This is a genomic window from Firmicutes bacterium HGW-Firmicutes-1 (assembly GCA_002841625.1).
In the GTDB taxonomy this organism is placed as follows: Bacteria; Bacillota; Clostridia; order Lachnospirales; family Vallitaleaceae; genus HGW-1.
This window is the reverse complement of sequence record PHAG01000002.1, coordinates 36,244-62,464: the sequence shown is the minus strand read 5'-3', so window position 1 is coordinate 62,464 and position 26,221 is coordinate 36,244. Positions and strand designations below refer to the sequence as shown.

The window sequence follows — 26,221 nt, the reverse complement described above, 5'->3', positions numbered from 1 at the left end:
TTCTAATTGTTGATGCCCTCAAGCTTCTTAGCTTTATATTCTATGAAACGATTGTTCGTAATTGCTTCTCTAATTTCTTCCATCATTGAATTGTAAAAATATAAATTATGCAACACACAAAGCCTCATACCTAACATTTCTTTAGCTTTTAGAAGATGTCTTATATATGCTCTACTATATGATTGACAAGTTGGACAACCACAGCCTTCCTCAATGGGTTTATCATCTGTAAGGAATTTCGCATTAAATAGGTTTAGCCTACCATAATTCGTATAAACATGCCCATGTCTTCCGTTTCTTGTTGGATAAACACAATCAAAAAAGTCAACACCTCTCGCAACACCTTCAAGTATATTTTCTGGCGTTCCAACACCCATAAGATAAGTTGGTTTGCCCTGTGGTAAATGTGGAACAACTGCTTCAAGCATACGATACATCTCGCTATGACTTTCACCAACAGCCAAACCACCAATCGCATATCCATCTAGATTCATTTCGCTAATTACCTTTGCATGTTCTATACGAAGGTCTTCATATGTTCCTCCTTGATTTATTGCAAATAGCATTTGATTCTTATTAATCGTATCATCTAAGCTATTTAATCTATCCATCTCTTTTTTACATCTAACTAACCACCTTGATGTACGGTCCACTGAATCCTTCATATATTCCTTCGTTGCTGGATATGGTGGACATTCATCAAAGGCCATAGCAATCGTTGATGCAATATTTGATTGAATTTGCATACTCTCTTCTGGACCCATAAAAATCTTTCGACCATCTATATGTGAGGAAAAATACACACCTTCCTCTTTGATTTTTCTAAGTGCATTTAACGAAAAAACTTGAAAACCGCCTGAATCTGTTAGTATTGGTGCATCCCATACCATAAATTTATGTAGACCACCTAATTTTTTAATTATTTCATCACCTGGTCTTAAATGTAAATGGTAAGTATTAGACAATTCAACTTGGCACTTAATGTTTTTCAAATCATTGGTGGAAACTGCTCCTTTGATTGCTGCAGTAGTCCCTACATTCATAAAAACAGGCGTCTGAATAACACCATGAACAGTGTGTAACTCGCCTCTCTTTGCATTGCCGTCTACGTTAAGTAATTTATACATATTTTCATCCTTTTGCTATTTAATGAAATCAACTTTTCTTTATGCTATTATAGCATAGTAAGTTTTTTGTAACAATACGATTTTGAAGTATGCTTCGTTTAGATATGTAGGCTTGCTAATTATTATCTTTTTGATTATAATATCTAAATAAACTTGTTTTGTTTGAAAGGAGTCAAAATGGCTGGTTCAATATTTGGAAATATATTTAAGATATCTACATGGGGAGAATCACACGGAAAAGGCATTGGCGTTGTCATAGATGGCTGCCCTGCTGGCTTAGAATTAAATGAAACAGATATTCAAATCTGTTTGAATAGAAGGCGTCCGGGTCAATCCCCATTTGCTACACCTAGAAAGGAAACAGATGCGGTTGAAATTCTATCTGGAGTATTTGAAGGTAAAACAACCGGTACCCCTATTTCCTTAATCGTATTTAATCAGGATCAAAGATCACATGACTATTCACAAATAGCTTCCTATTATAGGCCAGGTCATGCTGATTATTCTTATGATTCTAAGTATGGTTTTAGGGACTACAAAGGTAGTGGTAGAGCTTCTGGTAGAGAAACAACTGCTAGAGTTGCAGGTGGTGCTATTGCTAAGAAAATATTAGCAACATTAGGTGTAACTGTTACAGCATATACCTACTCAATTGGTCCTGTTACAATTGATATGAATCACTTTGATATCAATGAAATCAGCAATAATTTTTTATGTATGCCCGATTCAACAAGTGTTCAAGCAGCTGAAACCTACCTTAATCGACTGAAAGAAGAAGGAAACTCCTCTGGTGGAATCATAGATTGTATTGTTAAAAATATACCTGCTGGTATTGGAGAACCTGTTTTCGAAAAACTAGATGCTAATCTTGCAAAAGCAGTTATGTCGATTGGAAGTGTAAAAGGAATTGAAATTGGAGATGGCTTCAAGGTAGCCGAAAGAACTGGCATAGAGAATAACGATGCGTATTATTGTGAAGGTGAAAAAACCTTGAAAAAGACGAATCATGCAGGTGGAATACTTGGTGGAATTAGCGACGGATCAGACATCTTTATTCGTGCAGCAATAAAACCTACCCCTTCAATTGGTATGACTCAGCAAACCGCTAATAAAAGCTTTGAGAATATTGAAATAAACATAGAAGGTCGTCATGATCCTATTATAGTTCCAAGAGCTGTAGTAGTTGTAGAAGCTATGGTGGCTCTAACTGTTGTGGATATGGTTCTAATGAATATGTCCTCAAAGATGGATAATGTAATCAAGGTTTATAATCAATAGTTTAACCGAATGGAAGCAAATCTTGCATTTGGTTACGAAACCGTAGCGAATGCGGAGGTTTTGTAACATTGGTCTCACGAAGCCCTTTCTGCTAAAGAAAATGTCATTTTTCTGGCCTTACCCTTTGGCCGGTCGGGCGAAAAATGAACACTTACTGCCTTTCATATTCATCTTGAAGAAAAAATGCTTTTATCTCTGTTTCGTCAATTGATAATAAATTAAATTGTCTAAAATCTGACCCTTTCTGTTATAGAAAGGGTTTCTTTGCAAGAAATATAGTTCCTAATACAGCTACGAAAGCACCTAAGAACACAAACATATCTGCTAAATTAAAATAAATATTTGGTTTTAGAGCAAAAGCAAAAAAGTCTACAACCTTTCCTCTTTTAAATCTATCGTATATATTACCAAATGCTCCTCCTGCCATTAAAGAAATGCCCACTTTTATTAGGTGTTGTCCCTTCATAAAAACCAATCCACCAATTATAAAAGCGAGAATAGCAATTGAAAAAACATTAGTAGCCATCAATACTTTTTTATGTCTTTTCAATAGGCCCAAAAAGGCGCCTTTGTTATATACTATCTGTAAATGAAGTTTTCCTCCAAATAGGGGTTTTTTCTCGTTATTTATCAGTTCTTTTTCAGCTTTGTTTTTTGTTAGTTGATCAGAAAAAAAACAAACAGGTATAAGCAATAGTTCAACCAAGGTGAAATCCTCCTTATCGTTTGCTTTAGTATACCAAATATTAGGTCTATAGAAAAGCCAATCATCATATATTTCTAAAAAGATTTATTCAAGGTATACGATGAAAAAACAGACAATTATAAAAGGAACCTTGATACTAACTATCGGTGGTTTGATATCCCGTGTACTGGGTTTTGTGAATAGAATATATCTTTCTAATATCATAGGTGCTGAAGGGATGGGACTATATCAACTTATCTTCCCTATCTATATGATCTGCTATACATTTTGCTGTTCAGGAATATTTACTGCTATTTCAAGGCTAACTGCTGAAGAAATGGCAAAAGGAAGCAAATCGGATGTTAAAAAAATGATTCGTATCGTTACAGCTATTGCTACATCTTTAGGTGTTGCATTAATGGTATTACTTTATTTGAATGCTGAATTTATCAGCATACGAATAATTCATGAACCTAGAATTGTAGCTGGTTTAAGGATCGTATCGATATCGATTCCTTTTACAGCAATTGCACACTGTGTAAAGGGGTATTTTTACGGTGTTAACAAACCTACTTTACCTGCAATTAGCCAAGTTACTGAACAGATTATTAGAATTTCAATTATATACCTACTTTCCTCTTCTTTTATATTAAAAGGTTTGGAATATGCTTGTGCAGTAGCCGTAATTGGTATGGCTGTTGGCGAAATATCTACCTGCCTATTCGTATATTTATTTTATTATGGTGAAACTAGGAAGATTCTAATTTCTAAAGCTGCAAAAACCTATCGTTATTTTGTGAAAAAAATTTCTGCAATTGCGATTCCTCTTACTACTAATCGATTAATCACTACTATATTGTCTAGCTTCGAAACAATATTAATTCCTGGCATGTTGAAGTCTTATGGTTACTCACATAATTATGCTATTAGCGTATATGGCACCTTAACAGGCATGGCCTTTCCATTGATTTTTTTCCCTACTGTTGTTACTACTTCTGCCTCTTTAATGCTATTACCCGCAATATCAGAAGCTTATGCACGAAAGCAAAAGGGTGTAATAAAGAATACCGTATCAATCACAATTAAATTCTCAATTATGATGGGAATTGTTTTTAATTTTTTCTTCTTAGCTTTTGGAAAAGATCTTGGATTAATGGTATTTAATGAAGGGTATGTTGGTACATTACTCATATCTTTAAGCTTTCTTTGTCCTTTTTTATACCTTCAAACAACACTTGGCAGTTTGTTAAATGGTATTGATAAGCATATGATCACTTTCAGAAACAATATTATTGGTCTTGGGCTTCGTATTATGTTTATATATTTATTGATACCTCAGCTTGGTCTTAAGGGCTACCTTATTGGGCTTCTAGTAAGTTTAATCGTAGTATCGGTTTTAGATATATACTGTTTGGTTAAAGCTACATCCTTGTCGTTTAATCCATTAACTTTTATTGTAATGCCAGCTTTATGCTGTGTAGGCACACTTGCGCTGCATACTGTTTTTATGCGTATTTATACGTTCTCTTATGGGTTTAAAGTAAATACATTGATCGATATGGCATTTTATTTTATTGTTGTAATGCCGTTGTTGTTAATGACTAGATGTATATCCTTTAAGGATTTTAAAATATGATTCTAATTTTTACATATTTTATGGACTCTACGCCCCTTTATTATCTGTAGTATGAAACATACATTTGATAACATAGACATGATCATTTTCTATTAACTGTTCAATCTCATTGCTAAAATCGCTAAAAACATCGTCACTTATTGGTGATATATTCCCTTCATTTTCTACTTTGACCATTAATATGATCTCTTGTCCTTCTTTAATTGCTACTCGTTTGTCATTTAACATAGATGTTGATACTTTCTGATCAAATTTATCTTCCTCTCGAGTAAAGCTGCTTCCATTGATTACGAATCGTTCGATTCCATTAATATTATAAAATGAACCTATAATAGTTCCTTTTTTATCTATTCCTTGTTCCAGACAAAATAATTTATTTACGAGCTTACCGCTATCGTAATACTCACACCAAAGCTCCATGTTATTAATATTTGTTGGGATATCAGCAAACCTAAAGTGTATTATATCACTATTATTTATACCTAATCCTTTTGTGAGTTCTTTCTGTGAACTTGTTAACTTAATTGGTTCCATAAATGCTGTTTTATTAATTCTTGATGTCATAGTGCAACCATTAAGAATTAAAATAAATATACTTATTACAATAATCATACATTTTTTCATAATTTTCTCCTACCTTATCCTTTTAGTATAAATTTTGTTGGCATTCCCTTTTATCATGAATACCAAATACCATTTTCTACTTCCCATGTTAAGAGATTTATTGGCTTTACAACCAATAATAAAGTGGGATAGTAAATTTCCACATATTTCTTTAACCATCAAAAATCCGATGGTTTTTCATGGTGGTTAACCTATTCAATTTTATGTCGTCTGAATTTTATAGAGTTTAAAATAATATTTTTAGATGCACTATTGATAGATCCTGCTCAATAGTACTATAGAATACTTAAAAAGTATTGCTTTACTCATCCCAATCATATTATATACTCTATTTTCCTCATTCCTTTATGAAAACATATTAAGTCTTCTTTATCTCTTTCTACATTTTATAACAAAATTATATTTTTATCAACAATTATTAGTGTTTTTCATAAAAATTATTGTCAAGAAAATAGAATGAATATTATCACGATTATCAACCTAATTACAATCATTACCCAATGTATTTCTTAATACAACACCATAATTCTATAATAAACTATCCACTCATAATTTAGCAGCAAATACATGAAAACATGCATGACTCTATTACAAGTGGATATTATTACTTCTTATTTATATTTTAATCTAATAATTGATAGCATATATATGCTATGGACTATATTAAAGACTTATACCAAACATTCATGCTTTCAATGTGACCAGCAATATTTGTGTTATTTATCAATGTACCAGCATAGATATATCCTTGTTTAGCAAAGGTAATGTTCATACCATAAGACTTTGCTCTTGCAATGGTATAGGCTGTGTTTATCCCCATGGAATATGATTCGTTTTCCATCTCATCTAGTAAATAGCAAGCATAACCTTTGCCTCTGTAGGCTTCAATAGTAGCAAAATCAGTCATTTCGGCGTTTGAATTATCTTTCCCTACTTCTATTGAAGACAAGGCGACTAATTGCTTCCCACACCAAATACCAAAGTAAATTACGTTCTCTTGCATAGTCTTTAGCAAATAGCTCTTATCATGAATAGGAAATGGATAGGATTTAAAAACCTCTTGATAAACTAATGCCATATCTTCTACATCTTTTTCATTGGCTTTACGACAACAAATATCCTCATCTAAAGTTTTTTTCTCTTGTACTACTTTAGTACTTTTTGCCTTTTCTAACACTTGTATACAATATTCATTAAAGGGATCAGTTTGTCTATTGCAATCAAGGTACTTAGAAAAAAAACAAATATCTTCTTTATCACAATAAAAGTCCGGAATAGTGGCCTCTTCTAAATAACCACTATTTTCAAAAATTTCTTTTGCATACGCTGGTACTTTTGCAATTATTTTGGTGTAGCCATTTTCATTAGCTAATCGATCTAACTGATCAACAATAATAGGTAAATCCATATAATCTAAGGACATTAGATAAATTCTATTATTACTTTTACCAAAATGGATTATCGAATTACCAATCTTAGTTATTGCATCCATCCACTTATCCTCCTTTTGTTAATATTATTAACGCGGTGTTAATGTTATGACTTCGTTGTAATCAGCAATCAGTTTTGCAATACCAGTAATCTTGCTTTCTTCACCTTTTTGTAGTTTTAGTTGCAAATTACAGGTGTCGCATTTTAAATCACAGAGATCATGATGGTAATCATTTGGCTCTTGGTATGTAGTAATAACTCCCTCATAATTTCTAAGTATAACTTTATTTGTTGACCACGATATAAGATAGTTAGGCATAACGGGAATCTTACCACCTCCACCTGGCGCATCTATTACATAGGTAGGAACTGCAAATCCACTTGTATGTCCCCTCAAACTTTCCATTATTTCAATACCTTTACCCACAGAAGTTCTAAAATGCTCAAGGCCTTCTGATAAATCACATTGATAGATGTAATAAGGTCTGACTCTGTTTTGAACTAATTTATGAACCAATCGTTTCATGATTCTAGGGCAATCATTTACATCAGATAGTAAAACAGATTGATTGCCAAGAGGTATACCTGCCATTGCCAATTTTCTCAGAGCTTCCATTGACGAGTCAGTGATTTCTTTTGGGTGATTAAAATGTGTATTGATCCATATGTTCCCATGTTTTTTCAAAACATTTACTAGATCATCAGTAATTCTATACGGTAAAACGACTGGAGTTCGTGTACCAATTCTAATTACCTCAACATGCTCAATTTTATTCAATTCACCAAGAACCCAATCTATTAAATCGTCAGACAACATAAATGGATCGCCGCCTGATATTAGAACATCTCTTATAATTGGGGTGTTTTTAATATACTCTATTCCTTCTTGCAACGCTTCCTTTGATGGAATGCAATCGTTATCTCCAACTTTTCTCTTTCTTGTACAATGCCTACAGTACATGGCACATACATTACTAACATGAAAAAGAACACGATCTGGGTATCTGTGAGTGATACCAGCTACTGGACTATCTTTTTCTTCAGCTAATGGATCTACCATATCATATTTAGTTATATGTAATTCTCTTTTGTCTGGGAAGGCTTGTTTGAAAATGGGATCATTCTTATAGTCCTCCGTATCAATTAGGGATAAATAATAAGGTGTTATTGACATAGGAAAAATTTTTATCGTTTCCTCAATGTTCTTTTTTTCCTCTTCTGTAAAATGAATACCTAATACTTTTTCTACCGTATCAATTTCTCTTATAACGTGTCTTACTTGCCACTTCCAATCACTCCACAGTTTTGTGGCACTATCCGTAAAATTTTCATCATTCATTTTTTGGTTCATTAAATCTAGCATCTCCATATCATTTCTCCTCCATTTTTCACTATAATCGCCTATATGTTTTCTATTAAAAAATAAAAAACACTCTAAATCTATGTTTCCATAGAGTTAGAGTGTTTAAGCTTACCTGATTATCAGTTCACTTTATACCATAAAAAATATAGTAAAGATCATGACCATTTGATCCTAATCAAACCCCAGTTCTAAATATTATTTTTCAATTAAACTTTTGCTTTTAATAGTATGTTAAGTCAATCCTAGGATTAACTTTATGTACTATTGGTTAACTTACTTATTCCCACATTCTATGAATACGTGAATTAGCTCACAAACCAGCTACTCATTTCATCTACTTCATATATGAAATATAATATAATTATAATTTTAACCTGTTTAATTGCAATTTATACTATATCACAGGGCAACAATTATGTCAAGACAGTCCTTTTGTTGGATTTTGTCAAGAACGCGCTAAAAATTGATAGATGTTTAAAGCTATTCACATTATAATATCTTATGTGCTTTCAATGTCTTTTCTAATGCTTCACTTTCGCTTTTTGTACCAATTGTTTGTGACCACTTATTGAAAAACCATTCATAGTAATGATTATATCCCATTTCATTCCATTTTTGAATTAGACCTATGTTTCTTTCTTCCGAATCTGTTTCATTAATAATTCTTTTAATATCGTCGATTGAACATTTTCCGTATTCATTATCAAAGAATATATATTTACTATCGATTCTGCCTTTTTCTACTTTCTTTTCTGTTTTTGAATAACCCATACAGACAGCAATCATTGGAAAAACATACGCTTCTGGAATATTGAGTATAGGAGAAATAGTGTCCAATTTATTTTGATATATTTCATTGGTAATTAAAGTATCTATCCCCAGTGATTGTGCAGCAATAACCGTTGATTGTATTAATAAACTTATGTCGATTAAAGCTGTTGTATATTGCATAAAGTATTGACTATCTAATTCACACTTTAATTGTTCAGCACACTTATGTAGTCTTAAAAAATCTATACAAAATACAAATACTCTATTACCCGGTAATGAGGCTTCCCTTGCTTTTTCCTCGTCTAAAACAATAATTGAATACGATTGTCTATTAGAGGCATTTGACGTTCTAATAATTGCCTGTTTGATTAATTCTATTTTTTCATCTTCAATTATTCTATTGCTAAAATCTGATTTTCTTGTTGTTTTCAATCCAAGTATGGTTTTTATTACTTCATTCATTATACTCTCCTTATGCTAAATAGAATTCTGATTTCTTTTTACTCAATTACTTAATTCGTTAATTCAATCAACTCATCCTCGTTACCATAGAAAACATTTATATCTACATACGTATCGATACCTTGTATTCTGCCTCTATTAGAATATTGCCAAAATACCCATTCTCGTCCATCTTCTAATTTGGGTGTCCTCAAAATATCTCTTATCCATATTTTAGATTCATCGAAGTATCCCATGATAAATGCATCATATGTTGCATATGTTACGTATAAAATAGGCGTACTTCCATATTTTTCTGCGATCATATTTATCATAACTGTTAGATTTTCTCTAACCATTTCTTTATCCTCATTTTTGCTTACTTCAATATCTATTACAGCTGGTAAAGAACCCGTTTCAACTGGTACAGTTCTAATAAAATTGTTTGCTTGATCTTCTCCAGAACTAGAAGTTACAAAAAAATGATAGGCTCCAACTAAGAAGCCGTTATCTTTAGCACCCTCCCAATTATCGTCAAATGTTCTATCAATAAAGTCTTCTCCTTCCGTCGCTTTTAAAAATATAAACTTATATTCTTTGGAGACTTTATCCCAATCAATCGTATTTTGATAGTGAGAAACATCTAAACCTTTGATTTTATAAGTTCGAGCAAAGTATTCTGTATGCCAAATAATACCTGAAAACTCAAGGGTTCCAAGTATACAAACAATTACAATTATACAAATACTTATTCTTAATCCTTTTTTCTTCATGTGAATGACCTTTCTACATCTATACCACTTTAAAATGGTAAAATGATTCCCTTTGCCAATATCGCTACATCTCCCTCTACTATAATTTCTTCTCCACATGCACTCTTATAAACCTTAATTTTACTAGGTCTTCCAACAAATCTCCCTTGATTTATTATAATCTCCTTGTTGGCATTTGCTATACTGTGCTTATATAAATATGCACCTACTGGTCCTGCTGCACTTCCTGTTGCAACATCTTCAACTTTTCCCTGATTATCCCAAGTTCTTCCCTCCATATTATTGACATCAAATACATATGCAAACTTGGCATTTACTTCCTCTAGCATCACTTCAAAATTGGAACAAATTATCTTTGCATTTTCTATTCCGGATCTTAATGGTACTAACAAATATGGTAATCCAGTTGATATAACTTCTAGCGGAAATTCTTTACTTAAATTCTCTTCTGACAAATTCAATGCCTGTACATATTTCCCATTATCTTCCTCAAGTAAATTGCAAATAAATTGTGGTTTCCCTTGATTCATCTGGACATTATAGCAATTCGACTTTTTCTTGGAGGTAGTTAATACCGTTTTGTTATTTAATTGAAAAGTTACTACAAGATCTTCTTTATTTTCGAAAAAATGACTATGTATTGTGGCTGCCGCTCCTAAGATCGGATGTCCTGCAAAATCCAATTCTTCATCTACTGTAAAAATCCTAGCACAAAAGATATGATCTTCTTTTCTTCTTAGAAATATTGTTTCAAATTGTTTAAACTCTTTAGCTAAGTTTAACATAAGATGATCTTCTAATTCCTGATTACAAAAAACAACTATTAGCCCATTCCCTGATAATACTTCTTCAGTAAAAACATCAACATGAAAATAATCCATTTTAACCTCAATATTTGATATATTATTCATTTGTATTTTTTCCTTTCACATAAAACAAATGTAAATGGTGTCAGTATTTATAAATTACTTTTGAAGTCCTAATTGAACTATTTGATTACATAATTCTACATATGAAATACCAGAAACAAGTGCTTCTTGTGGTATTAGACTAGTTGGTGTCATTCCTGGCAGAGTATTTGCCTCAAGGCAATAGAAATTTCCATTTTCATCTAGTAAGAAATCAATTCGAGAATATGTTTCTAAATATAATGTTTCATGCACTTTTAATGCAAGATTTTGCACTCTTTCAGTATCATAATCCGATAACTTCGCTGGACAGATTTCTGCGGTGTAATTTGATTGATATTTGTTCTTATAATCATAAAATCCAGATTTAGGAATGATCTCAATAACTGGCAAAGCCTTTCCATCTAAAATTCCAATGGAGAATTCTCTTCCAATAATTCTTTATTCAATAAGTATTTTGGCTTCCACTTTTTTAGCAATCAAAATAGCTGTTTCTAATTCATCATATGAATCTACCATTGATATACCAATACTTGATCCACAGCTACATGGTTTTACTACACATGGTAATCCAATTGTATTAATAATTTGTGCTTGAGTCATTGTACTTTCTTCAAAAACACACCATTCCGCAGTTAGAATCTCAGCTTGACACATCAGTCTCTTGCTTATATCCTTATCCATTGCTAAAAGGCTTCCCATGTAGCCTGTTCCAGTATACTTAATTCCTAAAACATCAAAAGTAGCTTGTATCTGGCCATTTTCACCCATTGCACCATGTAAAGCTAGGAAAGCAATATCTGCAACTTGACATATTTTTAATACATTAGGTCCAATAAGTGAATCTCCATTATTATTTCTGCATTTCACTTCATCTAAGTTAGGCGCTACTTCTGGAACTACATGTGTATACGGAGAACCCGACTTATCTTCAAATAAATGATCGATAGAACTTTCATCTATCAAAACACCCTCATATACATCAATCAAAAACACATAATGTCCTGCTTCTCTAAGTGCATTGGCAATAAGACTGCCTGATGAAAGTGACACATCTCTCTCAGGGCTTAATCCACCTGCAACTACAACAATCTTCATAATCAATCACCTCATTTTATAAATAATTAAATCACTTAAATCTACACTTTCTATAACATACTCCATATTTATTTGTTAATCTATTCAAACAAATTCTAACAAATTATATAACAACGCAAGTAGTATTGGAATTACAACTACTATTATAAAGAATAAACTTACTCTACTATTTCTTTTATCATTAAACTCTCTCTCAAATTCTTCAAGTTCTTTAACCTCTTCGGCATTCATATCTTCAATGATATTAGATTGATTCTCAGTCACGATCTCCCTTGCCTCATCTAAAAATACTTTTGGCACGAAAATATCTGTTCCTTGATAATTAAATCCTGCTGCAATGTTCAAATATCCCCCACTTGATTGATAACCCTTGTATGATGGAATGCTATATGCCTCAAGTTGAGAAATAATCAAATCAGCTTCCATTGTATTAGCCACATTCATTAGTATTGAATACTCGTAATTATTTTGTGTTTTTTTATTGTCCTCTGTTAAATTACTTACCAATTCATCTCCACATTCAGTACACTTCTTTACATATTCTTCATATTCATATTCACAGCGTTGACACCAAGCCATAATTTTTCTCTCCATTCCATTTAATTATAATATTAACTAATGCAAACTCAGGTTTATATCAATCACTTCTTACCTGATTCTTTTATTTATCAAGGAATTCAAAGTAATACCTATGAATCCACTACTTATAAACCCTACAATCACACTACCTATAGAAAAATCCTTCAGCAAAAATATTGCAATAATTTCAATAAAGATGCTTATTACAATAAAACCAATCCAAAACCTTGCTTTTGAAACTTTACTTATATTATCTAAGTTATTTATGGGATTTATCTCTTTAATTTTCCATAAACAAAATACTATTATCGTCAACCCAATGACTGTACTTCCATGTTGTAATATCTTATAGATTGGAATTTTGTAATTAATCAAAGTAATACTTTTAGAAAGGATTACTATTTTAGTTACAAAATAGCCTTCTATATGTGTAAAGCTATCCCAAATCAAATGTGTGAACATTCCTATTAAAGCAGAATACACAAACATAATAAACGCTCTTTTAGAGAATATTGTCCATCTCTTCTTAATCAAATAATTATAATATGTACTATATGGATTAGGTAGATTTATAATTATTGATTCCTTTAAGATATAATGATAAATAAACGCAATGATTATAACTAATGGCATGTTGTAAAACAACTGTCCCAATAAAGTATGTCCATACATTTGATAGGGCTTAAAATGAATGAAATATTCAAAATCTGGAGCCATTGATCCTATAATTAATGCAGTAAAATCAAAATACTTGTTTTTCTTTTTACCTAACGGCAAAACTGCTAAGGGGTGGGCAAATGTAAATGGCATTAAATCATCCTTTCAAATGTAATCATGGTATAAAAAGATGTTGACATAAATAATAATAAAATTAAGCCTGCTATTTTATTGTTTATTTGATTAATTCTCCCTTGTTTTTCCCATAACATTGGCTACATATTGTTTATATGACGTTTTTGAATTTTTTCATGTAATTAAAACGATTGGCTATTCCTTAATATAAAATATGATCTTTTACTTGGAAATTCAAATCCTTCATATGGGTATCTAATTATAATGTCTACTATTTCAAACCCTAAATTTTCTACTATATTTTTAATTTCATCAACTTCATAATAATAAAAGGTTAATTTACTACCTTCTTTCTCTAAAAACTTCTCAACATATGTCTTTCTTTCACCTTCAAAAACATGAAATGTAAATAAAAATAACCCATTTTCTTTTAATACTCTCTTTATATTTTTAAAGATTGGCAACAAATCATCTGGGTGATAGTTTACAATGGCATAAAATCCTACTACTCCATAAAATGTGTTTTCTGGATATGTAATATCAAAAAAATCCTGTACTTCAAACATAATATAAGGGAAATTTCTTTTGGCATTCTCAATCATTACAGGTGAAATATCTGTTCCAATACACTTAATTCCCAAATTATCTAAATAACCTGAGACCTCACCTGGCCCAGTACCAATTTCTAATACTACTTCATTATTTGGTATTTGGGTAGCAAACCAATCGAGAACAACTTTATCCATGTTTTTCCTCTCTAACTCATCTAAAAACTTCTGAGCGTATTCTTCTGCTACCAAATTGTAAGCCGTTGAAATAGATCTAGTATCCATTTGCGTTCTCCTCCAAATCATATTAAATTTCTTTATAATGCAATACAGGGGTGCCATGCTTATTCAAGCCTGCTATTTACTCCATGCTCTTTTTTGACTTCTATAATAAGTACAATACTAAAAACAACCTCAATGATAATCATCATAACCCCAAGTTTATATGTTTCATATGTATTCCCGATAACCAAAGAAAATATTGGTATCATTATTGCTGCCACTTTATAACTCATAGATTTGTATAACCATCCAAATGGTAATAAATGTGCACCAAAAATCATTGCTAATACCATTACCAACTTTTCTGGTACAGCAGCATATACCCACATTGCAATTAACAAGTATAACATTTGATTCATTGAGAGAATAAATCCTAAATGATTCAATGGATTGTCTTTATTACTAAATCTAACTCCAATTATCTTTGATATCATAAATGATACTGGTAACAATGTTGTTGTAGAACAAAATGTGAATAAATTCTTTGAAGATATTGGCATATCAGTCATATGTATTATTGTAATAGAACACCAAATAATGACTGAAGTCAATATAAAATGTAGCCCTCTTTTCTGTTCCATCGCACAGTTTAATCTTATTGCTTCTAAGTTCATAATAATTTCTCTCCTCTTTTTATTAATAATAACTAGTAAACAAGCATAATCTACATCATTACATTAATACTTAAACATCTATCTTAAATCCAAGGTTAACTTCTGAGGCTGGCTTCCCCCCTATAAAATTCTTACTTCTTTCAGCTAAAATACTCAGCCCCTGAACGAATAAAATATATGCAATAAAATCAGGTAAGATATCAAACCCAAATAACCTAAAGTCAAACAAAAAAATAAATCCCCAAAACAATTTCTTATAAACCCATACTCAATCCCCCTATCATTTATCTATTATGAGCGTTGCAACTATTCAACCACCATATTATTATTAATTGTGGAACCCAATTCATTTTATCTGAAAACCACAAACTAATTATGTAAAAAATTTCATTTGTTGTTTACGTTGTTCATCATCTCGTGTACTTTTCAACAAATCGTTTAAATTTAAAAGATTCAATAAAAGCTGCAATACTTATACCAATAGTATACGAAATAATATCACTCCATAAAAATCCCTGTCCTAATATTAATCGCCCTGGCATCGTAATTCGAATAGCATTAAACCATTCTGCTTGGTATAACTGGCTAATCTCAACCATGTAACATATCATCAAGCTTATTAAAAACAAAGCTTTCAACTTAGACTTAATGAAAATAAATCTTATTATGAAAAACATCATTATTGCCCATAATATATCGCCTATAAATAATGGGACATATGATATCTGTCGCGATATTAATCCTACTAATATGATGGCACAAATTACGATAAAGTATATTATTCTTATTCTCCTCATGAATCACCCACTCCTTTTTCCTCTTACTTATTCAAAAGTGTGTTATCTGACTACTTTCCATTGAGTACAACACATTAACTAATTTTTATGAATGTATTAATGAAATTTTTTTATTCATTTACTATTTAGACTCCTTATAAGATTAATACTTCTTTTATCTGTATCCTCCAAACCATATGATCTACATTTTTACCCCAATAATCCTTCAAAAAATAATGTGGATAACCAAACTTATTTATCCATATTTTCTGTGCGCTTTTGTATCCACTATCCAAACAAAATTCTTCAATGCCATTTTTTTCTAATTCCATAATGATTGCATTGAGCATCCTGCGGCCAATCCCCATCCTCTGATAATCTGGATGCACAAAGACTGTTCCAATCTCCATTAGCTCTTTTAATTCACCATTGGTACATGAAACTATCAATTCATTCGCTGGTCCATATTCTACTGACCCTACAATTATATCCTTATACTTTGCTATCAGAAAATACCGGCTTTTACCCCCACTTTCAAAATCTTGATTCAAGCATTGCCTCTTATCATTTATTTCTTTGTTGAATGTATCTATTAAATCTGAAATTCCATTTAGTTGAAACGTATCGATAAGAACAATTTCGAAAAGCTCATTTATAAGTTCTATATCTTCAAATTTAGCTCTACCTATCTCCACCTCTATCATGGTATTACCTCCTTCATTCAAAATATATTCTACTGTTCTTTTACTAAGGTGGATGTCATCTAACGTGATATTAAGCATGGAAATCAACAATGCCCATAAAAAAATGCTGATAACGTTAAATCATCATACTTTTGCTTCAACCTTTTTTAAGATACTTCCTCCTGTCTTTCTCTCAAAACTACAATTACATTTAATGCAAAAATAATAAAGCTTACAATCGATATACCTAAAAGTCTATTAAACCAAGCATTATACCCTAATGCATTATTGTCTGCCAATACTCCTTGAAATATTAAACCTGCAAACATTGCTACACCACAAAAAACACCAATAACTAAGTCAAGTTTTTGAATTAACTTTCCAATAGAATTACCAACAGTAAAATTCTTTCTAATATATAGTGCTTTATAAAAATTCAAGCTTACAATTATCAACAACACTATATAAGCAAAAAATACAAATTCAAAATAAGACATAACATCATCCAAAGACTTGACTACCATGCTATAACCCCCCGGTTTTTTTATCATACTAAACAGTTTAATACTAGATTAAGAAATTTGTGATTAAAGATAGATACAACAATTATATCACTTGCTAATTTAGAGATTTATAATAAATGTATATATCACGTTTATCAACATAATTTCTCGGTACTTCATTGGCCTTTAGTGCTGATGAATATTGGCATGTTGTTATATGATGTTTCGTACGGAAAGGTACCAATAGCCACAAGTTCATTGCCTTTACGTTAATTCAAATCGCAAACCATAAGGTATTCCTCTTTCAATTCTTCTATTATTTCAAAACCAACATTTTGATACATTCTAACAGCATAGTTATCTTTTTGAACTGCTAAAGATGTTCTCTTATATCCCTGTTCTTTTAAAAGTTGTAACATCTTTTTCATAAGTGCGGTACCAATGCCCTTATTTCGATATTCTCTGTATAAAGAAATTGCGAATTCTGGAGTATATCCATCAAGATTACCAAATCCTTTAATTTCCCCTGATAAAATCCTTGTCCATACTGCTCCAACAACTTCTCCCTTAACGTCAGCAACAAGACAAAAATCATCTGTCTTCCCAAAATCTTCAATAAACACCTTTAATTCAGGTTCATTTATTACATCTTTGGGCAAAAAATTCGTTTCATCTCTTTGAAAAATTGCTTCATATAAAAAATTCTTGAGAAGATATATTTCGGTTGATTTAATAGCTCTTATAATATAGTTAGTCATTCGTTTCCCTCCAAATCTCCACGTACTTACACCTTAATGTTATACACGGAAGTTGCCAATAGCGTTTATTATCATCATCTTGTGGTCCTCATTTCCACCAAATGACGAAATCTTATTTGTGTTGGAAGGTCACTGAGTAGCTCTTTAGGTAAAAATCCTTTATCAAATTCCTTAGCTTCCACTTCATCTATGTCATAAATTTCATCTTCTAAGAAACGGCCACTTATGTTAGACAAGGCTCCAGGATATAATTCAAGTGCCTGTAGTGGAACTGCATACATATTGTCAGATGTCCCAATTTTATAGTTTTCTGCTGCAGTAAATCCAAATCTGCTGTAATAGTCTGGGTCACCGTAAATAAGTATTGCTGTGTAACCAAGCTCTCTTGCCACTGTCTTTGTATGTTCTATCAAAATACTTCCAATTCCTTTTCCCTGAAAAGCAGGTAAAACAGAAATGGGACCAAAAGAAATCACATTGTGGTAATCACCATTATCATCAACTATTTTTGCTTTGGTATAAACTATATTACCAACGATTTTCCCATTCACCTCTGCAACAATATCCAATTCGCGAATAAATGAATCAGCCTTTCTGATGATGTGTAATAGATAGTGTTCATCACATCCAGGAACATGGTGATTCCAAAATGCTTCTCTTGTCAGTTCTTCAACCGTACTGTAGTCTGATACAGTTTCATATCGTAGCACTACATCTTTTCTATTCATTAAATATCAACTCCTCTATTAACTTGTTCGTTTACTTCATATAAATGGAACCCTCATAATACCCGTAATTGTAGTTACAAAAAAATATCACTTCGTAGTCGTGTTCTAATCTAGCTTAAAAGCGCTTTAGACCTTGTTTTTAATTTTATTTTGATCGATATATATATCTAATGCAACTATTCCACGTCTCGCAAGTTTTATAAATAATATTAAGCAATATATTAAAATCCCAGTTAAAGCCACACAAATCAATAATGTAGAAAAATGAATACCCGTTTGAATTAATAATTGTTTATCAAAACCTATGATTCTTGCATCACTCATTAATGTTTCCTCCTGATATCTAATTGCATATTTATAAGTGGCTACAAATATTATTTCTATACCTCGTCATTTATCATTTCTTCCCTTTTTAACGTATATACTAACTTCTTTGTATTCCCATATCCCTCGTTAGTAGTAAAATTACTAATCACTTCCCAACCTTGTCGACCTAGTTCATTTAGTCTTTGTTCTATGTTATTACAATCAACCTTACCTCCCATAAATGACTTCTTTGGATCAAATTCAATGACTTTATAAATCCATCTTTTCATGTAATCATCCTCCTTACTACATTGTTAATTAGTCTATACAATTTTAATTTGCAAATACTGTTCTATATAAAAATATTACACCTAAACCTGCTCAACTTTTCAATAGCTTCTTCTTCATTTGGCATAAAAAATATGTCCTTTCCTTTGTTGCACTCATAGATAAAATCATGCAAGCTCTTACTTGAATATATAGAAAAGTCCCCTACAATTGCAATTTTAATCCGATAATTAACTAATTTTTGCAAAATATCCCCTGCGATACGGGTTCTCAAAGAAAAAAATTCCTCACATAGTGCTGACTTATTCAAAACTATATGATCACAACCTGCTTCAAAGTTTACGGTTGCTATAAAATCCATTGCAGTTTGAACATCAGTTATCAATATTGCGCTACTACTTACAACCGCGATTTCTACATCATTCTTTTTTATTGTTTTTAGTTTCATAATCGTCCTCCAATAAACTCAATCTTTATTATAACAAAATAAATTAATATATGCTATCTCTTGTAAACACCCCCTTTGTTTCCAAGGTGGAGGCCTATCTATGATGCTGAATGTCGGGGGCTACTCCAAATGCCAATGTTCATCAGCTTCAATTACTTCCATTTTGTTGCACTTAAGCTGATGAATGTTGGCAACAACCTGTTATCTGATATAAAGCACGGAAATTACCATTATCTTACCACAGTAAATCTACTTAACTTGAATTATTTCAGTACTTCCATTTGTTCCGTCCCACATTATTACAAACTCAATCTTTTTCCCTTGTGATATTTTTTGTATAATTCGGGGATTCAGGTCACCCTTATATTCAAATATCACACTATATGGTGCTTCATCTAAGCCATATTCAAAAGTAGAAGTACTTCCCGAAGGAGATTCAACTTTTAACTTTTTCATCGAATTAAGTTCTTCTAATGTACCCTTGTATTCGATTGTTAACTCATCACTCCCGTCATACTTTGTCTGTAATGATTCATCCTGCTCATAAAATTCTAAGAAACCTTTTGCCTTATAGCTCGCTTTCCAATGTTCACTTTCTCCAACCAATACTTTATCTACTTTGACTATATCTTCGTTCGACCCCTGACATCCTCCAATAAGGCATATACTAAAAATAAGTAAAATAATTATTCTAATCAGTTTCATCTTATCTTCTCCCTCTAAATATTAAAATTCTGTTATAAACGTTATACTTGATACTGATGGATGTCGGCAACACCTTGTTATATGACGTAATCAATGAAAATCGCAATTATCTTTCCCATACAAAAGACGTTGTGCCCTCAACTGCATACAGTATCCATTTCCCATCTGTGTTCATTTTAAATCTATTAATTCTGTTAAATCCTGATGCCATCAAGTCAATTGATTCATCCCTCGTTTCAATAATTACAAGTTCCTGAAAATTCATACTTGAATACTTCGTTCCATAATCAACATCTCGAATAAACGCCTTTTCAATAACTACTCCTTTGTCAAAAATCGATGGAATATAGCTAATTATATTGCCTTCTCCATACACCAAAAAACCATCTTCATCTTTGACAGGATTTCCGTCATTACCAAAATCTACTATAGTTTCAAATATATAGCTTCTTTTAACGCTTTCATCAAACAATGAAAAGTCAAACGTATCCATAAATTCTTCATATGATTTAACTTTAATTTCTGGCTTAGTTTCTAATTCATTATTTGTCATTACATTGATGGATTTATATGTCTCGCGAAGAATATCTTTAGCTTCTACTAAATTAAATTTACTTTCAGTAACACTCTTAGACTTTATTTCATCTCGATTACAAGCCGTAAATACTATTAAAAATAAAACAATTAACATCCATCTAAATTTCATGTTTTTATCCTTTCAGTCTGCTTCTAAACTAATTGACTAACCCCTTCATCTACAAATCTTTTTGCTAGTACATAACTAATGGATTTATCTTTATCAAAAATGAATTGATAATCTAAACCTATATTTGTAGGTATACTTGAATTACGCATTTTTATTTGCGAATATTTTTCTTGACATATATTATCTACGGAAATAGCCAATTAATAACCCTTTATATCATTTTCAAATTCCTTCTTTTCTGTTTCATCTTTGAAAAGACCAAAGTAATCACATACTTCAATAGTAAAATCAATAAATGCCATCCCTTTTGCTGTGATAATATTGCCATCCCTTATTACTCTGCCTTCAACATAACACTCCCTAGGAAATGGATCATCTATTCCAAAAAATTCCAGATGCTTATCTTGCCATTCTACAATTGAAGTTGTATATTTTCTATTATACAAAACTCCTGCTTTAGCTAAAATCCATGGAGCTGCACATATTGCTGCAATAAGTTTATTTTCATCATGTAATTCTCTAATAATATCTATCAATTTCTCATCAAGGTTGGCAAGCCAGCCTCCTGGTATTATTATTCCATCTACTTCATCGGTAATTACCTTCTTTAATTCTATATGAGGTACAAATAACATTCCCGATTTACTTTTAACAATCCCTACATCATTAGATACAACTAGTAATTCCTTTCCACAATCTGCACCGAGTAGATGAGTTAATAGTGAAGTCTCAAAATCTGCCATTCCATCATAAATAAACACCAATATTTTCGCCATAGTGACCCTCCCCTATTTTAAATAATGTAAGTGTAAAAAAAAGCAGTATTATTCCGCATACCGTTCGTGTATTCACGATGTTCATCAACTCATTCACTTCTCTTAGAAACTAATACAAAGTTGATGAATGTTATGAACATTTTGTTAGCTGACGTCGTACTGTAAAGCATTATGTATTATTATTGATTCTTCTTTCAATTTTAGAAAGAATATATTTCGCTGGACTTAAAATTACTAAGCATAAGATTGTACTATAAAATACAATTATCAATGCAACTGCCATAGATGGTCCAACACTTGATGGCTCAGTTAAATTATGAAGCATACTTATTAATCCTATTAGGAATCCGACTACACTGATACCTATTGTAGATTTTTGCAGTAAATTAAATATACTTATACTTTCTTTCAATTTATATCTATCTACCTCTATGTTTTTTTTAATTAAAAGTTTAATACCATACCAAAAATCATTTATGCTCTTTGTTGATATTGCCCGACGTTCATAGCTTAAATACTTACGTTAAGTTATCATTAGTGCTATGAATGTTGAATTTAGACAACATATTGTTAGCTGATGTTGCGTACGGAACTGCCAATAGCCATAACTTAAGGTTATAGATTATTTCTACTCACTAATTCGTACCACTCATCTTTCGTTATGGAATAACATACAATATCATTCACAGTTCCATCATATATTTCTCTAGCATATCTATATGTACCTTCATACTTAAACCCGCATTTCTCAATAACTCGTCTTGATCTAGTATTGAATGAATAATGGTCTATTGATAATAATTCAAGCTTTAGTTCCAAAAAGGCATATTCCATAATTCGTTTCACAGCTTCTGTCATAATACCTTTTCCCCAATATTCTTTTGAAAGTACAAAACCAACCATCTTAACTTTAGCTGTTGTTCTCATATCATCATTATGTAATCCGATTGAACCAATTACTTTATTCTTCTCTTTATCAATGAGTGCCAACACCTCATTACCAGTAATAAAACCTTCTAGTATTTGAGCTGATTCTTCTTTGTTGTTGTGAGGTTTCCAGCCTGCATTCGGACCAACACTAGGATTTTTACAATATTCATAAAAATCCTCCAAATCTTCTTGTACAAATCGCCTTAAAATTAATCTTTCAGTCTCTAAAATACTCATAATTACCTCTCCCAATAAAAAACAATTTAAATTTGTGCTTTTTTAGTAGTACGCAATGTCACCTAACGCTCGCGTATTGACACATTCATCAGCAGAACAAATTATAATATTCGTTTGGAAATAGGATGATCTTTATTTAACTCAAGCAAGTCCCATAGATTTCCATATAAATCTTTGAATACAGCTACCATACCATATGATTCTTGTTTAGGGTCTCTTACAAACTCTACTCCGTTTGCAATCATATCATTGTAATCCCTCCAGAAATCATCAGAATTGAGAAACAAAAACACTCTTCCTCCAGTCTGATTCCCAACAAAAGATTCTTGCTCAGTTTTTGATGCTTTAGCTAATAGTAAAGTTGTACCTATAGATCCAGGGGGAGATACTACAACCCAACGTTTGTCTTGCTCTGGTTGATAAGTATCCTCTATTAAAGTAAAATTCAACTTTTTCGTATAAAATTCTATTGCCTCGTCATAATCATTTACAACTAAGGCTATGTGCACAATTGATTGCTTCATTTATTTATTCCCTCCTTCGATTAATTCTTCTTATTAATGCTCAAAACTTTTTGTGAAATCAAGAGCCAATCCTTTCCTCGAAATCTTCTAATTTATCAAAAACACCCTTTACCCATTCCTCGTTTTCCCATAAATCGAGGTTGTTTATCTCTCTTTCCGCAGGATGACCTGTGGCAAAGTACAGGTCAACAAGCTTTAAAGACTTGTTTTCAACGGTTATCAGCATTTTACAAATCATTAAAAAGATGATGATTGTTGCCAACAACTTGTTAGCTGATGTTGGGCACGGAAATTACTATTAGCCATAATTGTTAGCATAAACCTAATACAAAAATTTTGATCATTTTCTTTTGTTAAAATCAAAGAAGTCTTGTGTCAATTGTTTTTTGGGAACTTTTCTCCTACTTAAGGATAATGCCTTATTAGGACAGTGGTGTATACATCTATAGCATTTTTCGCATTTTCCCTTATCAAATAAAGGATACTTATCTTCATCAAATTTCATAGCATTCATATTACAATTTTTTATACATTTGCCGCATTTAGTACAATTATCTTTATGTAAAAAAATATTAAATGTTATTAATTGTCCCATTTTCTTATTGGGATAATTAATAATGCTAATCAATTTAAATTGTGGTAAATTCACATTATATTGTTTGTTATTGAACACATCTTTAATTTTCTCTGCTTCAATTTCAACTTTTTTCTCTAAATTCTTTTCAAATGTAAATAATACTTTTATCCATGGCACAAGCAAGGTGCCATCAGTTGCAGCACATCTGTAAGATTGATGTAATACAGGGATTATGTTTTTCACTGCGCATATTTTAGCAAATATTCTTAAAGTATTGGCTGAGTACCACCCACACGTAGTAAAAATATATGCTGGTTTTCTTTTACATAACGTCATCATACTGTTTATAAATTCTATAATACTGATAGATGGGTGCGTATGATGTGTAGGAAATCCAATTATATATCCATCATAATTGTCTAAGAAAAATTTATCTTGTATTTTCTCAATTGCCATTATCTCAGTTACAAATGATTGTTTGAGCCTATTGTTTAACATTTCCGCAATCAGTTTTGTATTTCCAACACCCGAATGATACATTACTAATAATTTCATAATTACCTCTCTTTATAATAGTGCCCATTGTCACATAACGCTCGCGTATTGACGATGTTCATCAGCTCAATGACACTAACTTCTCGCCAGCGTAAAGCTGGTGAATGTCGGAAACAATTGTTATATGATTGATGGTGCGGAAATTTCCAAATACATCCATTATCATGCCTGGATTTACTAATGCCTTATCTCATTAAGTATGTTACTAGCTTTATAAGCTTCTTCAACCCTAACAAGGATTGTATAAGTTCTTGTTGATCTACCCATTCCTCTACCTGGATTAATTGTTGAAGCATCAAATGCAGTTTTGTGTTCAATATGATTATCTGATAGCCTACCTATAACTTGAAAATACTTGCTTTGATTTTGAGTGATATATATTATCTCCCACTTAGTTCTAAAAATCTTCTTAATCTTCTCTAACATTCTTCTCCTCCCAAACATATCTGTCCTCAAATCATACTAAAATAGCGTCATTATATCCTGTAATGTCACAATTAGTTTTCATGCCATAGATAGTCTCAATCAAATCCCTTTAGCCTAGTCATCTAATAAACAACCACGACACTTATTCATTATCGCAGGTCTATCCAAAATCAACTGCTCAAATGTAGATTACGGAATTTGCCATTACTTCTCCTTTAATGAATCTCTACCCCGCCTCTCGATCTAGAGGGGCTAACCATCCAACCATATTCTAAAATCAATTCATCATTTATATAAATACCTTCTTGAATCTCACTTATAATTTCATATACAAAAGTACTAATACTATAATAGAAATAATCGAAATATTTTTACAAGTAATCGGATTAATAATTTTCTAAAGTTCATGATGAATATAGTAAACCTTATTTATAAAACAAATAAATTATATCATATAACGTCTTCGTTGTTGCCGAAGTTATCAGCTCATGTACTCCTAACTTTGTCATACTTCATGCTAATAATTTTGGCAACAACCTGTTATACGCAGTTCTGGGTGATCGTTTTATTATTTATCCCTAATATCAATCACTCCACCTTGAATAAATTTTATATTATCTAACAAATCAATTGCTTTATCTGCCACAAAATCTACTGACATTAAAGATCCATTCTCTTTTAACCCAATAAACCTTTCTAATTGTGAAAAATGTTTAATACTTGCCTGTCTTATTTCATTTTGCATGTCGGTATCAATTATTCCAGGTGCAAATGATATTATTTTTACTGGGAATTCTTCCTTTTCTTGCTCAATGGCAACACATCTTGTAAACATATCCAACGCTGCTTTAGTACTACAATAACAGCTCCAACCATCGTAAGGTTTCTTCCCTGCTCCCGAAGAAATATTGACTATTCTCTTTTCACACCTAAACTCTTTTAACATCGCGATAAAATTAGAAGTCAACACTATTGGAGCTAAAGTATTAACATTGAAGCTGCTGATAATTTCTGATGTACTACTATCATCTATAGTTTTAATTGGTGCTACTGTTCCAGCATTATTAATCAAGCAAATTTTTTCAGCATCATCTAATTTAATATTTTCAAAAATCCGTGTCATTATTTCATCGAGTTTATCTACTCTAGACAAATCAAATTCAATATAACATAACTTGTAACCTTTCTCTTTCGACGTTTTTACAAGATTATTATTTGTAGTCCTAGATATACATATCAAATAATTATCTTCCTTTAACAATTTTCTTGCTATTGCTTCACCCAAACCTCTCGAGGTTCCTGAAATTATATAATAATTCATAAAAATCTCCTATCAAATGGTATT

33 protein-coding genes and 1 pseudogene are annotated in these 26,221 nt (G+C 31.6%); 2 read left to right on the top strand and 32 right to left on the bottom strand.

Annotation, left to right across the window (positions count from 1 at the left end; translation table 11 throughout):
• Window positions 1–2 precede the first annotated feature (2 nt).
• Window positions 3–1,127: a tRNA guanosine(34) transglycosylase Tgt gene (locus CVU84_02285; GenBank protein ID PKM95652.1), complete on the bottom strand. Its 1,125-nt coding sequence runs from the start codon at window positions 1,125–1,127 to the stop codon at window positions 3–5.
• A gap of 177 nt (window positions 1,128–1,304) precedes the next feature.
• Here CVU84_02285 and CVU84_02280 point away from each other — a divergent pair, with 177 nt between their 5' ends.
• Window positions 1,305–2,405 (top strand): chorismate synthase, encoded by a 1,101-nt coding sequence (locus CVU84_02280; protein ID PKM95651.1) that lies wholly within the window; start codon window positions 1,305–1,307, stop codon window positions 2,403–2,405.
• 247 nt (window positions 2,406–2,652) lie between these two features.
• Here the strand turns inward: CVU84_02280 and CVU84_02275 are convergent, their stop codons facing one another.
• Window positions 2,653–3,195 (bottom strand): hypothetical protein, encoded by a 543-nt coding sequence (locus CVU84_02275; GenBank protein ID PKM95650.1) that lies wholly within the window; start codon window positions 3,193–3,195, stop codon window positions 2,653–2,655.
• Between the two features lie 16 nt (window positions 3,196–3,211).
• On the opposite strand from CVU84_02275, the gene CVU84_02270 reads away from it, so the two are divergent.
• On the top strand, window positions 3,212–4,726 hold the full coding sequence (locus tag CVU84_02270) for a hypothetical protein (protein PKM95649.1): 1,515 nt from the start codon (window positions 3,212–3,214) through the stop codon (window positions 4,724–4,726).
• Window positions 4,727–4,753: 27 nt separating this feature from the next.
• Here CVU84_02270 and CVU84_02265 read toward each other — a convergent pair whose 3' ends face one another.
• The 30 genes and pseudogenes from CVU84_02265 to CVU84_02120 form a co-directional block, all read right to left on the bottom strand.
• The gene (locus CVU84_02265; GenBank protein PKM95648.1) at window positions 4,754–5,350 is read right to left on the bottom strand and encodes a hypothetical protein; all 597 of its coding nucleotides are present in this window, start codon (window positions 5,348–5,350) and stop codon (window positions 4,754–4,756) included.
• A gap of 658 nt (window positions 5,351–6,008) precedes the next feature.
• On the bottom strand, window positions 6,009–6,842 hold the full coding sequence (gene ablB, locus CVU84_02260) for a putative beta-lysine N-acetyltransferase (protein ID PKM95647.1): 834 nt from the start codon (window positions 6,840–6,842) through the stop codon (window positions 6,009–6,011).
• A 27-nt stretch (window positions 6,843–6,869) separates the two neighbouring features.
• On the bottom strand, window positions 6,870–8,150 hold the full coding sequence (gene ablA, locus CVU84_02255; GenBank protein PKM95646.1) for a lysine 2,3-aminomutase: 1,281 nt from the start codon (window positions 8,148–8,150) through the stop codon (window positions 6,870–6,872).
• A gap of 483 nt (window positions 8,151–8,633) precedes the next feature.
• Window positions 8,634–9,377 carry a hypothetical protein gene (locus CVU84_02250; GenBank protein PKM95645.1) on the bottom strand — a complete coding sequence of 248 codons (744 nt, stop codon included), beginning with the start codon at window positions 9,375–9,377 and terminating at the stop codon, window positions 8,634–8,636.
• Window positions 9,378–9,427: 50 nt separating this feature from the next.
• The gene (locus tag CVU84_02245; GenBank protein ID PKM95644.1) at window positions 9,428–10,129 is read right to left on the bottom strand and encodes a glycoside hydrolase; all 702 of its coding nucleotides are present in this window, start codon (window positions 10,127–10,129) and stop codon (window positions 9,428–9,430) included.
• A gap of 29 nt (window positions 10,130–10,158) precedes the next feature.
• Window positions 10,159–11,010, bottom strand: coding sequence for a PhzF family phenazine biosynthesis protein (locus CVU84_02240; protein ID PKM96105.1), 852 nt, complete (start codon window positions 11,008–11,010; stop codon window positions 10,159–10,161).
• An 84-nt stretch (window positions 11,011–11,094) separates the two neighbouring features.
• A pseudogene (locus CVU84_02235) lies at window positions 11,095–12,135 on the bottom strand (D-alanine--D-alanine ligase).
• An 84-nt stretch (window positions 12,136–12,219) separates the two neighbouring features.
• Window positions 12,220–12,714: a hypothetical protein gene (locus tag CVU84_02230; GenBank protein PKM95643.1), complete on the bottom strand. Its 495-nt coding sequence runs from the start codon at window positions 12,712–12,714 to the stop codon at window positions 12,220–12,222.
• A 69-nt stretch (window positions 12,715–12,783) separates the two neighbouring features.
• Window positions 12,784–13,524 carry a DUF4184 domain-containing protein gene (locus CVU84_02225; protein ID PKM95642.1) on the bottom strand — a complete coding sequence of 247 codons (741 nt, stop codon included), beginning with the start codon at window positions 13,522–13,524 and terminating at the stop codon, window positions 12,784–12,786.
• Window positions 13,525–13,688: 164 nt separating this feature from the next.
• Window positions 13,689–14,396 carry a hypothetical protein gene (locus CVU84_02220; protein ID PKM95641.1) on the bottom strand — a complete coding sequence of 236 codons (708 nt, stop codon included), beginning with the start codon at window positions 14,394–14,396 and terminating at the stop codon, window positions 13,689–13,691.
• Between the two features lie 2 nt (window positions 14,397–14,398).
• The gene (locus tag CVU84_02215) at window positions 14,399–14,950 is read right to left on the bottom strand and encodes a hypothetical protein (GenBank protein PKM95640.1); all 552 of its coding nucleotides are present in this window, start codon (window positions 14,948–14,950) and stop codon (window positions 14,399–14,401) included.
• A gap of 70 nt (window positions 14,951–15,020) precedes the next feature.
• Window positions 15,021–15,200, bottom strand: a complete 180-nt coding sequence (locus CVU84_02210; GenBank protein PKM95639.1) for a hypothetical protein — start codon at window positions 15,198–15,200, stop codon at window positions 15,021–15,023.
• Between the two features lie 160 nt (window positions 15,201–15,360).
• Window positions 15,361–15,747: a DUF2809 domain-containing protein gene (locus tag CVU84_02205; protein ID PKM95638.1), complete on the bottom strand. Its 387-nt coding sequence runs from the start codon at window positions 15,745–15,747 to the stop codon at window positions 15,361–15,363.
• A gap of 134 nt (window positions 15,748–15,881) precedes the next feature.
• A complete protein-coding gene (locus CVU84_02200) occupies window positions 15,882–16,430 on the bottom strand; it encodes a GNAT family N-acetyltransferase (GenBank protein PKM95637.1) in 549 nt (182 codons plus the stop codon).
• 146 nt (window positions 16,431–16,576) lie between these two features.
• Window positions 16,577–16,933: a hypothetical protein gene (locus CVU84_02195; GenBank protein PKM95636.1), complete on the bottom strand. Its 357-nt coding sequence runs from the start codon at window positions 16,931–16,933 to the stop codon at window positions 16,577–16,579.
• A 248-nt stretch (window positions 16,934–17,181) separates the two neighbouring features.
• A complete protein-coding gene (locus CVU84_02190; protein PKM95635.1) occupies window positions 17,182–17,670 on the bottom strand; it encodes a GNAT family N-acetyltransferase in 489 nt (162 codons plus the stop codon).
• Between the two features lie 74 nt (window positions 17,671–17,744).
• Window positions 17,745–18,398 (bottom strand): GNAT family N-acetyltransferase, encoded by a 654-nt coding sequence (locus tag CVU84_02185; protein PKM95634.1) that lies wholly within the window; start codon window positions 18,396–18,398, stop codon window positions 17,745–17,747.
• 126 nt (window positions 18,399–18,524) lie between these two features.
• Window positions 18,525–18,722, bottom strand: coding sequence for a hypothetical protein (locus CVU84_02180; GenBank protein PKM95633.1), 198 nt, complete (start codon window positions 18,720–18,722; stop codon window positions 18,525–18,527).
• A 56-nt stretch (window positions 18,723–18,778) separates the two neighbouring features.
• Window positions 18,779–18,994, bottom strand: coding sequence for a DUF4177 domain-containing protein (locus CVU84_02175; protein PKM95632.1), 216 nt, complete (start codon window positions 18,992–18,994; stop codon window positions 18,779–18,781).
• A gap of 62 nt (window positions 18,995–19,056) precedes the next feature.
• Window positions 19,057–19,440 (bottom strand): DUF4180 domain-containing protein, encoded by a 384-nt coding sequence (locus CVU84_02170; protein ID PKM95631.1) that lies wholly within the window; start codon window positions 19,438–19,440, stop codon window positions 19,057–19,059.
• Window positions 19,441–19,689: 249 nt separating this feature from the next.
• Window positions 19,690–20,145, bottom strand: a complete 456-nt coding sequence (locus CVU84_02165; GenBank protein ID PKM95630.1) for a hypothetical protein — start codon at window positions 20,143–20,145, stop codon at window positions 19,690–19,692.
• Window positions 20,146–20,251: 106 nt separating this feature from the next.
• On the bottom strand, window positions 20,252–20,851 hold the full coding sequence (locus CVU84_02160; protein PKM95629.1) for a hypothetical protein: 600 nt from the start codon (window positions 20,849–20,851) through the stop codon (window positions 20,252–20,254).
• A gap of 200 nt (window positions 20,852–21,051) precedes the next feature.
• Window positions 21,052–21,627 carry a thiamine biosynthesis protein ThiJ gene (locus tag CVU84_02155; protein PKM95628.1) on the bottom strand — a complete coding sequence of 192 codons (576 nt, stop codon included), beginning with the start codon at window positions 21,625–21,627 and terminating at the stop codon, window positions 21,052–21,054.
• A gap of 169 nt (window positions 21,628–21,796) precedes the next feature.
• Window positions 21,797–22,120 carry a hypothetical protein gene (locus tag CVU84_02150; protein ID PKM95627.1) on the bottom strand — a complete coding sequence of 108 codons (324 nt, stop codon included), beginning with the start codon at window positions 22,118–22,120 and terminating at the stop codon, window positions 21,797–21,799.
• A 122-nt stretch (window positions 22,121–22,242) separates the two neighbouring features.
• Window positions 22,243–22,794 carry a GNAT family N-acetyltransferase gene (locus tag CVU84_02145; GenBank protein PKM95626.1) on the bottom strand — a complete coding sequence of 184 codons (552 nt, stop codon included), beginning with the start codon at window positions 22,792–22,794 and terminating at the stop codon, window positions 22,243–22,245.
• 101 nt (window positions 22,795–22,895) lie between these two features.
• Complete coding sequence (locus CVU84_02140; protein ID PKM95625.1) at window positions 22,896–23,318, bottom strand: hypothetical protein; 423 nt, start codon at window positions 23,316–23,318, stop codon at window positions 22,896–22,898.
• A gap of 58 nt (window positions 23,319–23,376) precedes the next feature.
• Window positions 23,377–23,556 carry a hypothetical protein gene (locus tag CVU84_02135; GenBank protein PKM95624.1) on the bottom strand — a complete coding sequence of 60 codons (180 nt, stop codon included), beginning with the start codon at window positions 23,554–23,556 and terminating at the stop codon, window positions 23,377–23,379.
• 102 nt (window positions 23,557–23,658) lie between these two features.
• Window positions 23,659–24,450 (bottom strand): 4Fe-4S ferredoxin, encoded by a 792-nt coding sequence (locus CVU84_02130; protein PKM95623.1) that lies wholly within the window; start codon window positions 24,448–24,450, stop codon window positions 23,659–23,661.
• A gap of 177 nt (window positions 24,451–24,627) precedes the next feature.
• Complete coding sequence (locus CVU84_02125; protein ID PKM95622.1) at window positions 24,628–24,876, bottom strand: hypothetical protein; 249 nt, start codon at window positions 24,874–24,876, stop codon at window positions 24,628–24,630.
• A 568-nt stretch (window positions 24,877–25,444) separates the two neighbouring features.
• Window positions 25,445–26,197: a short-chain dehydrogenase gene (locus tag CVU84_02120; GenBank protein ID PKM95621.1), complete on the bottom strand. Its 753-nt coding sequence runs from the start codon at window positions 26,195–26,197 to the stop codon at window positions 25,445–25,447.
• Window positions 26,198–26,221: the final 24 nt, after the last annotated feature.

Excerpts from the sequence above, each read along its gene's own strand:
- CVU84_02285 (PKM95652.1), bottom strand. The coding sequence starts at position 1,127 with ATGTATAAATTACTTAACGTAGACGGCAATGCAAAGAGAGGCGAGTTA.
- CVU84_02280 (PKM95651.1), top strand. The coding sequence starts at position 1,305 with ATGGCTGGTTCAATATTTGGAAATATATTTAAGATATCTACATGGGGA.
- CVU84_02270 (PKM95649.1), top strand. The coding sequence starts at position 3,212 with ATGAAAAAACAGACAATTATAAAAGGAACCTTGATACTAACTATCGGT.
- CVU84_02265 (PKM95648.1), bottom strand. The coding sequence starts at position 5,350 with ATGAAAAAATGTATGATTATTGTAATAAGTATATTTATTTTAATTCTT.
- ablB (PKM95647.1), bottom strand. The coding sequence starts at position 6,842 with ATGGATGCAATAACTAAGATTGGTAATTCGATAATCCATTTTGGTAAA.
- ablA (PKM95646.1), bottom strand. The coding sequence starts at position 8,150 with ATGGAGATGCTAGATTTAATGAACCAAAAAATGAATGATGAAAATTTT.
- CVU84_02250 (PKM95645.1), bottom strand. The coding sequence starts at position 9,377 with ATGAATGAAGTAATAAAAACCATACTTGGATTGAAAACAACAAGAAAA.
- CVU84_02245 (PKM95644.1), bottom strand. The coding sequence starts at position 10,129 with ATGAAGAAAAAAGGATTAAGAATAAGTATTTGTATAATTGTAATTGTT.
- CVU84_02240 (PKM96105.1), bottom strand. The coding sequence starts at position 11,010 with ATGGATTATTTTCATGTTGATGTTTTTACTGAAGAAGTATTATCAGGG.
- CVU84_02230 (PKM95643.1), bottom strand. The coding sequence starts at position 12,714 with ATGGCTTGGTGTCAACGCTGTGAATATGAATATGAAGAATATGTAAAG.
- CVU84_02225 (PKM95642.1), bottom strand. The coding sequence starts at position 13,524 with ATGCCATTTACATTTGCCCACCCCTTAGCAGTTTTGCCGTTAGGTAAA.
- CVU84_02220 (PKM95641.1), bottom strand. The coding sequence starts at position 14,396 with ATGGCACCCCTGTATTGCATTATAAAGAAATTTAATATGATTTGGAGG.
- CVU84_02215 (PKM95640.1), bottom strand. The coding sequence starts at position 14,950 with ATGAACTTAGAAGCAATAAGATTAAACTGTGCGATGGAACAGAAAAGA.
- CVU84_02205 (PKM95638.1), bottom strand. The coding sequence starts at position 15,747 with ATGAGGAGAATAAGAATAATATACTTTATCGTAATTTGTGCCATCATA.
- CVU84_02200 (PKM95637.1), bottom strand. The coding sequence starts at position 16,430 with ATGATAGAGGTGGAGATAGGTAGAGCTAAATTTGAAGATATAGAACTT.
- CVU84_02195 (PKM95636.1), bottom strand. The coding sequence starts at position 16,933 with ATGGTAGTCAAGTCTTTGGATGATGTTATGTCTTATTTTGAATTTGTA.
- CVU84_02190 (PKM95635.1), bottom strand. The coding sequence starts at position 17,670 with ATGACTAACTATATTATAAGAGCTATTAAATCAACCGAAATATATCTT.
- CVU84_02185 (PKM95634.1), bottom strand. The coding sequence starts at position 18,398 with ATGAATAGAAAAGATGTAGTGCTACGATATGAAACTGTATCAGACTAC.
- CVU84_02180 (PKM95633.1), bottom strand. The coding sequence starts at position 18,722 with ATGAGTGATGCAAGAATCATAGGTTTTGATAAACAATTATTAATTCAA.
- CVU84_02175 (PKM95632.1), bottom strand. The coding sequence starts at position 18,994 with ATGAAAAGATGGATTTATAAAGTCATTGAATTTGATCCAAAGAAGTCA.
- CVU84_02170 (PKM95631.1), bottom strand. The coding sequence starts at position 19,440 with ATGAAACTAAAAACAATAAAAAAGAATGATGTAGAAATCGCGGTTGTA.
- CVU84_02165 (PKM95630.1), bottom strand. The coding sequence starts at position 20,145 with ATGAAACTGATTAGAATAATTATTTTACTTATTTTTAGTATATGCCTT.
- CVU84_02160 (PKM95629.1), bottom strand. The coding sequence starts at position 20,851 with ATGAAATTTAGATGGATGTTAATTGTTTTATTTTTAATAGTATTTACG.
- CVU84_02155 (PKM95628.1), bottom strand. The coding sequence starts at position 21,627 with ATGGCGAAAATATTGGTGTTTATTTATGATGGAATGGCAGATTTTGAG.
- CVU84_02145 (PKM95626.1), bottom strand. The coding sequence starts at position 22,794 with ATGAGTATTTTAGAGACTGAAAGATTAATTTTAAGGCGATTTGTACAA.
- CVU84_02140 (PKM95625.1), bottom strand. The coding sequence starts at position 23,318 with ATGAAGCAATCAATTGTGCACATAGCCTTAGTTGTAAATGATTATGAC.
- CVU84_02135 (PKM95624.1), bottom strand. The coding sequence starts at position 23,556 with ATGATTTGTAAAATGCTGATAACCGTTGAAAACAAGTCTTTAAAGCTT.
- CVU84_02130 (PKM95623.1), bottom strand. The coding sequence starts at position 24,450 with ATGAAATTATTAGTAATGTATCATTCGGGTGTTGGAAATACAAAACTG.
- CVU84_02125 (PKM95622.1), bottom strand. The coding sequence starts at position 24,876 with ATGTTAGAGAAGATTAAGAAGATTTTTAGAACTAAGTGGGAGATAATA.
- CVU84_02120 (PKM95621.1), bottom strand. The coding sequence starts at position 26,197 with ATGAATTATTATATAATTTCAGGAACCTCGAGAGGTTTGGGTGAAGCA.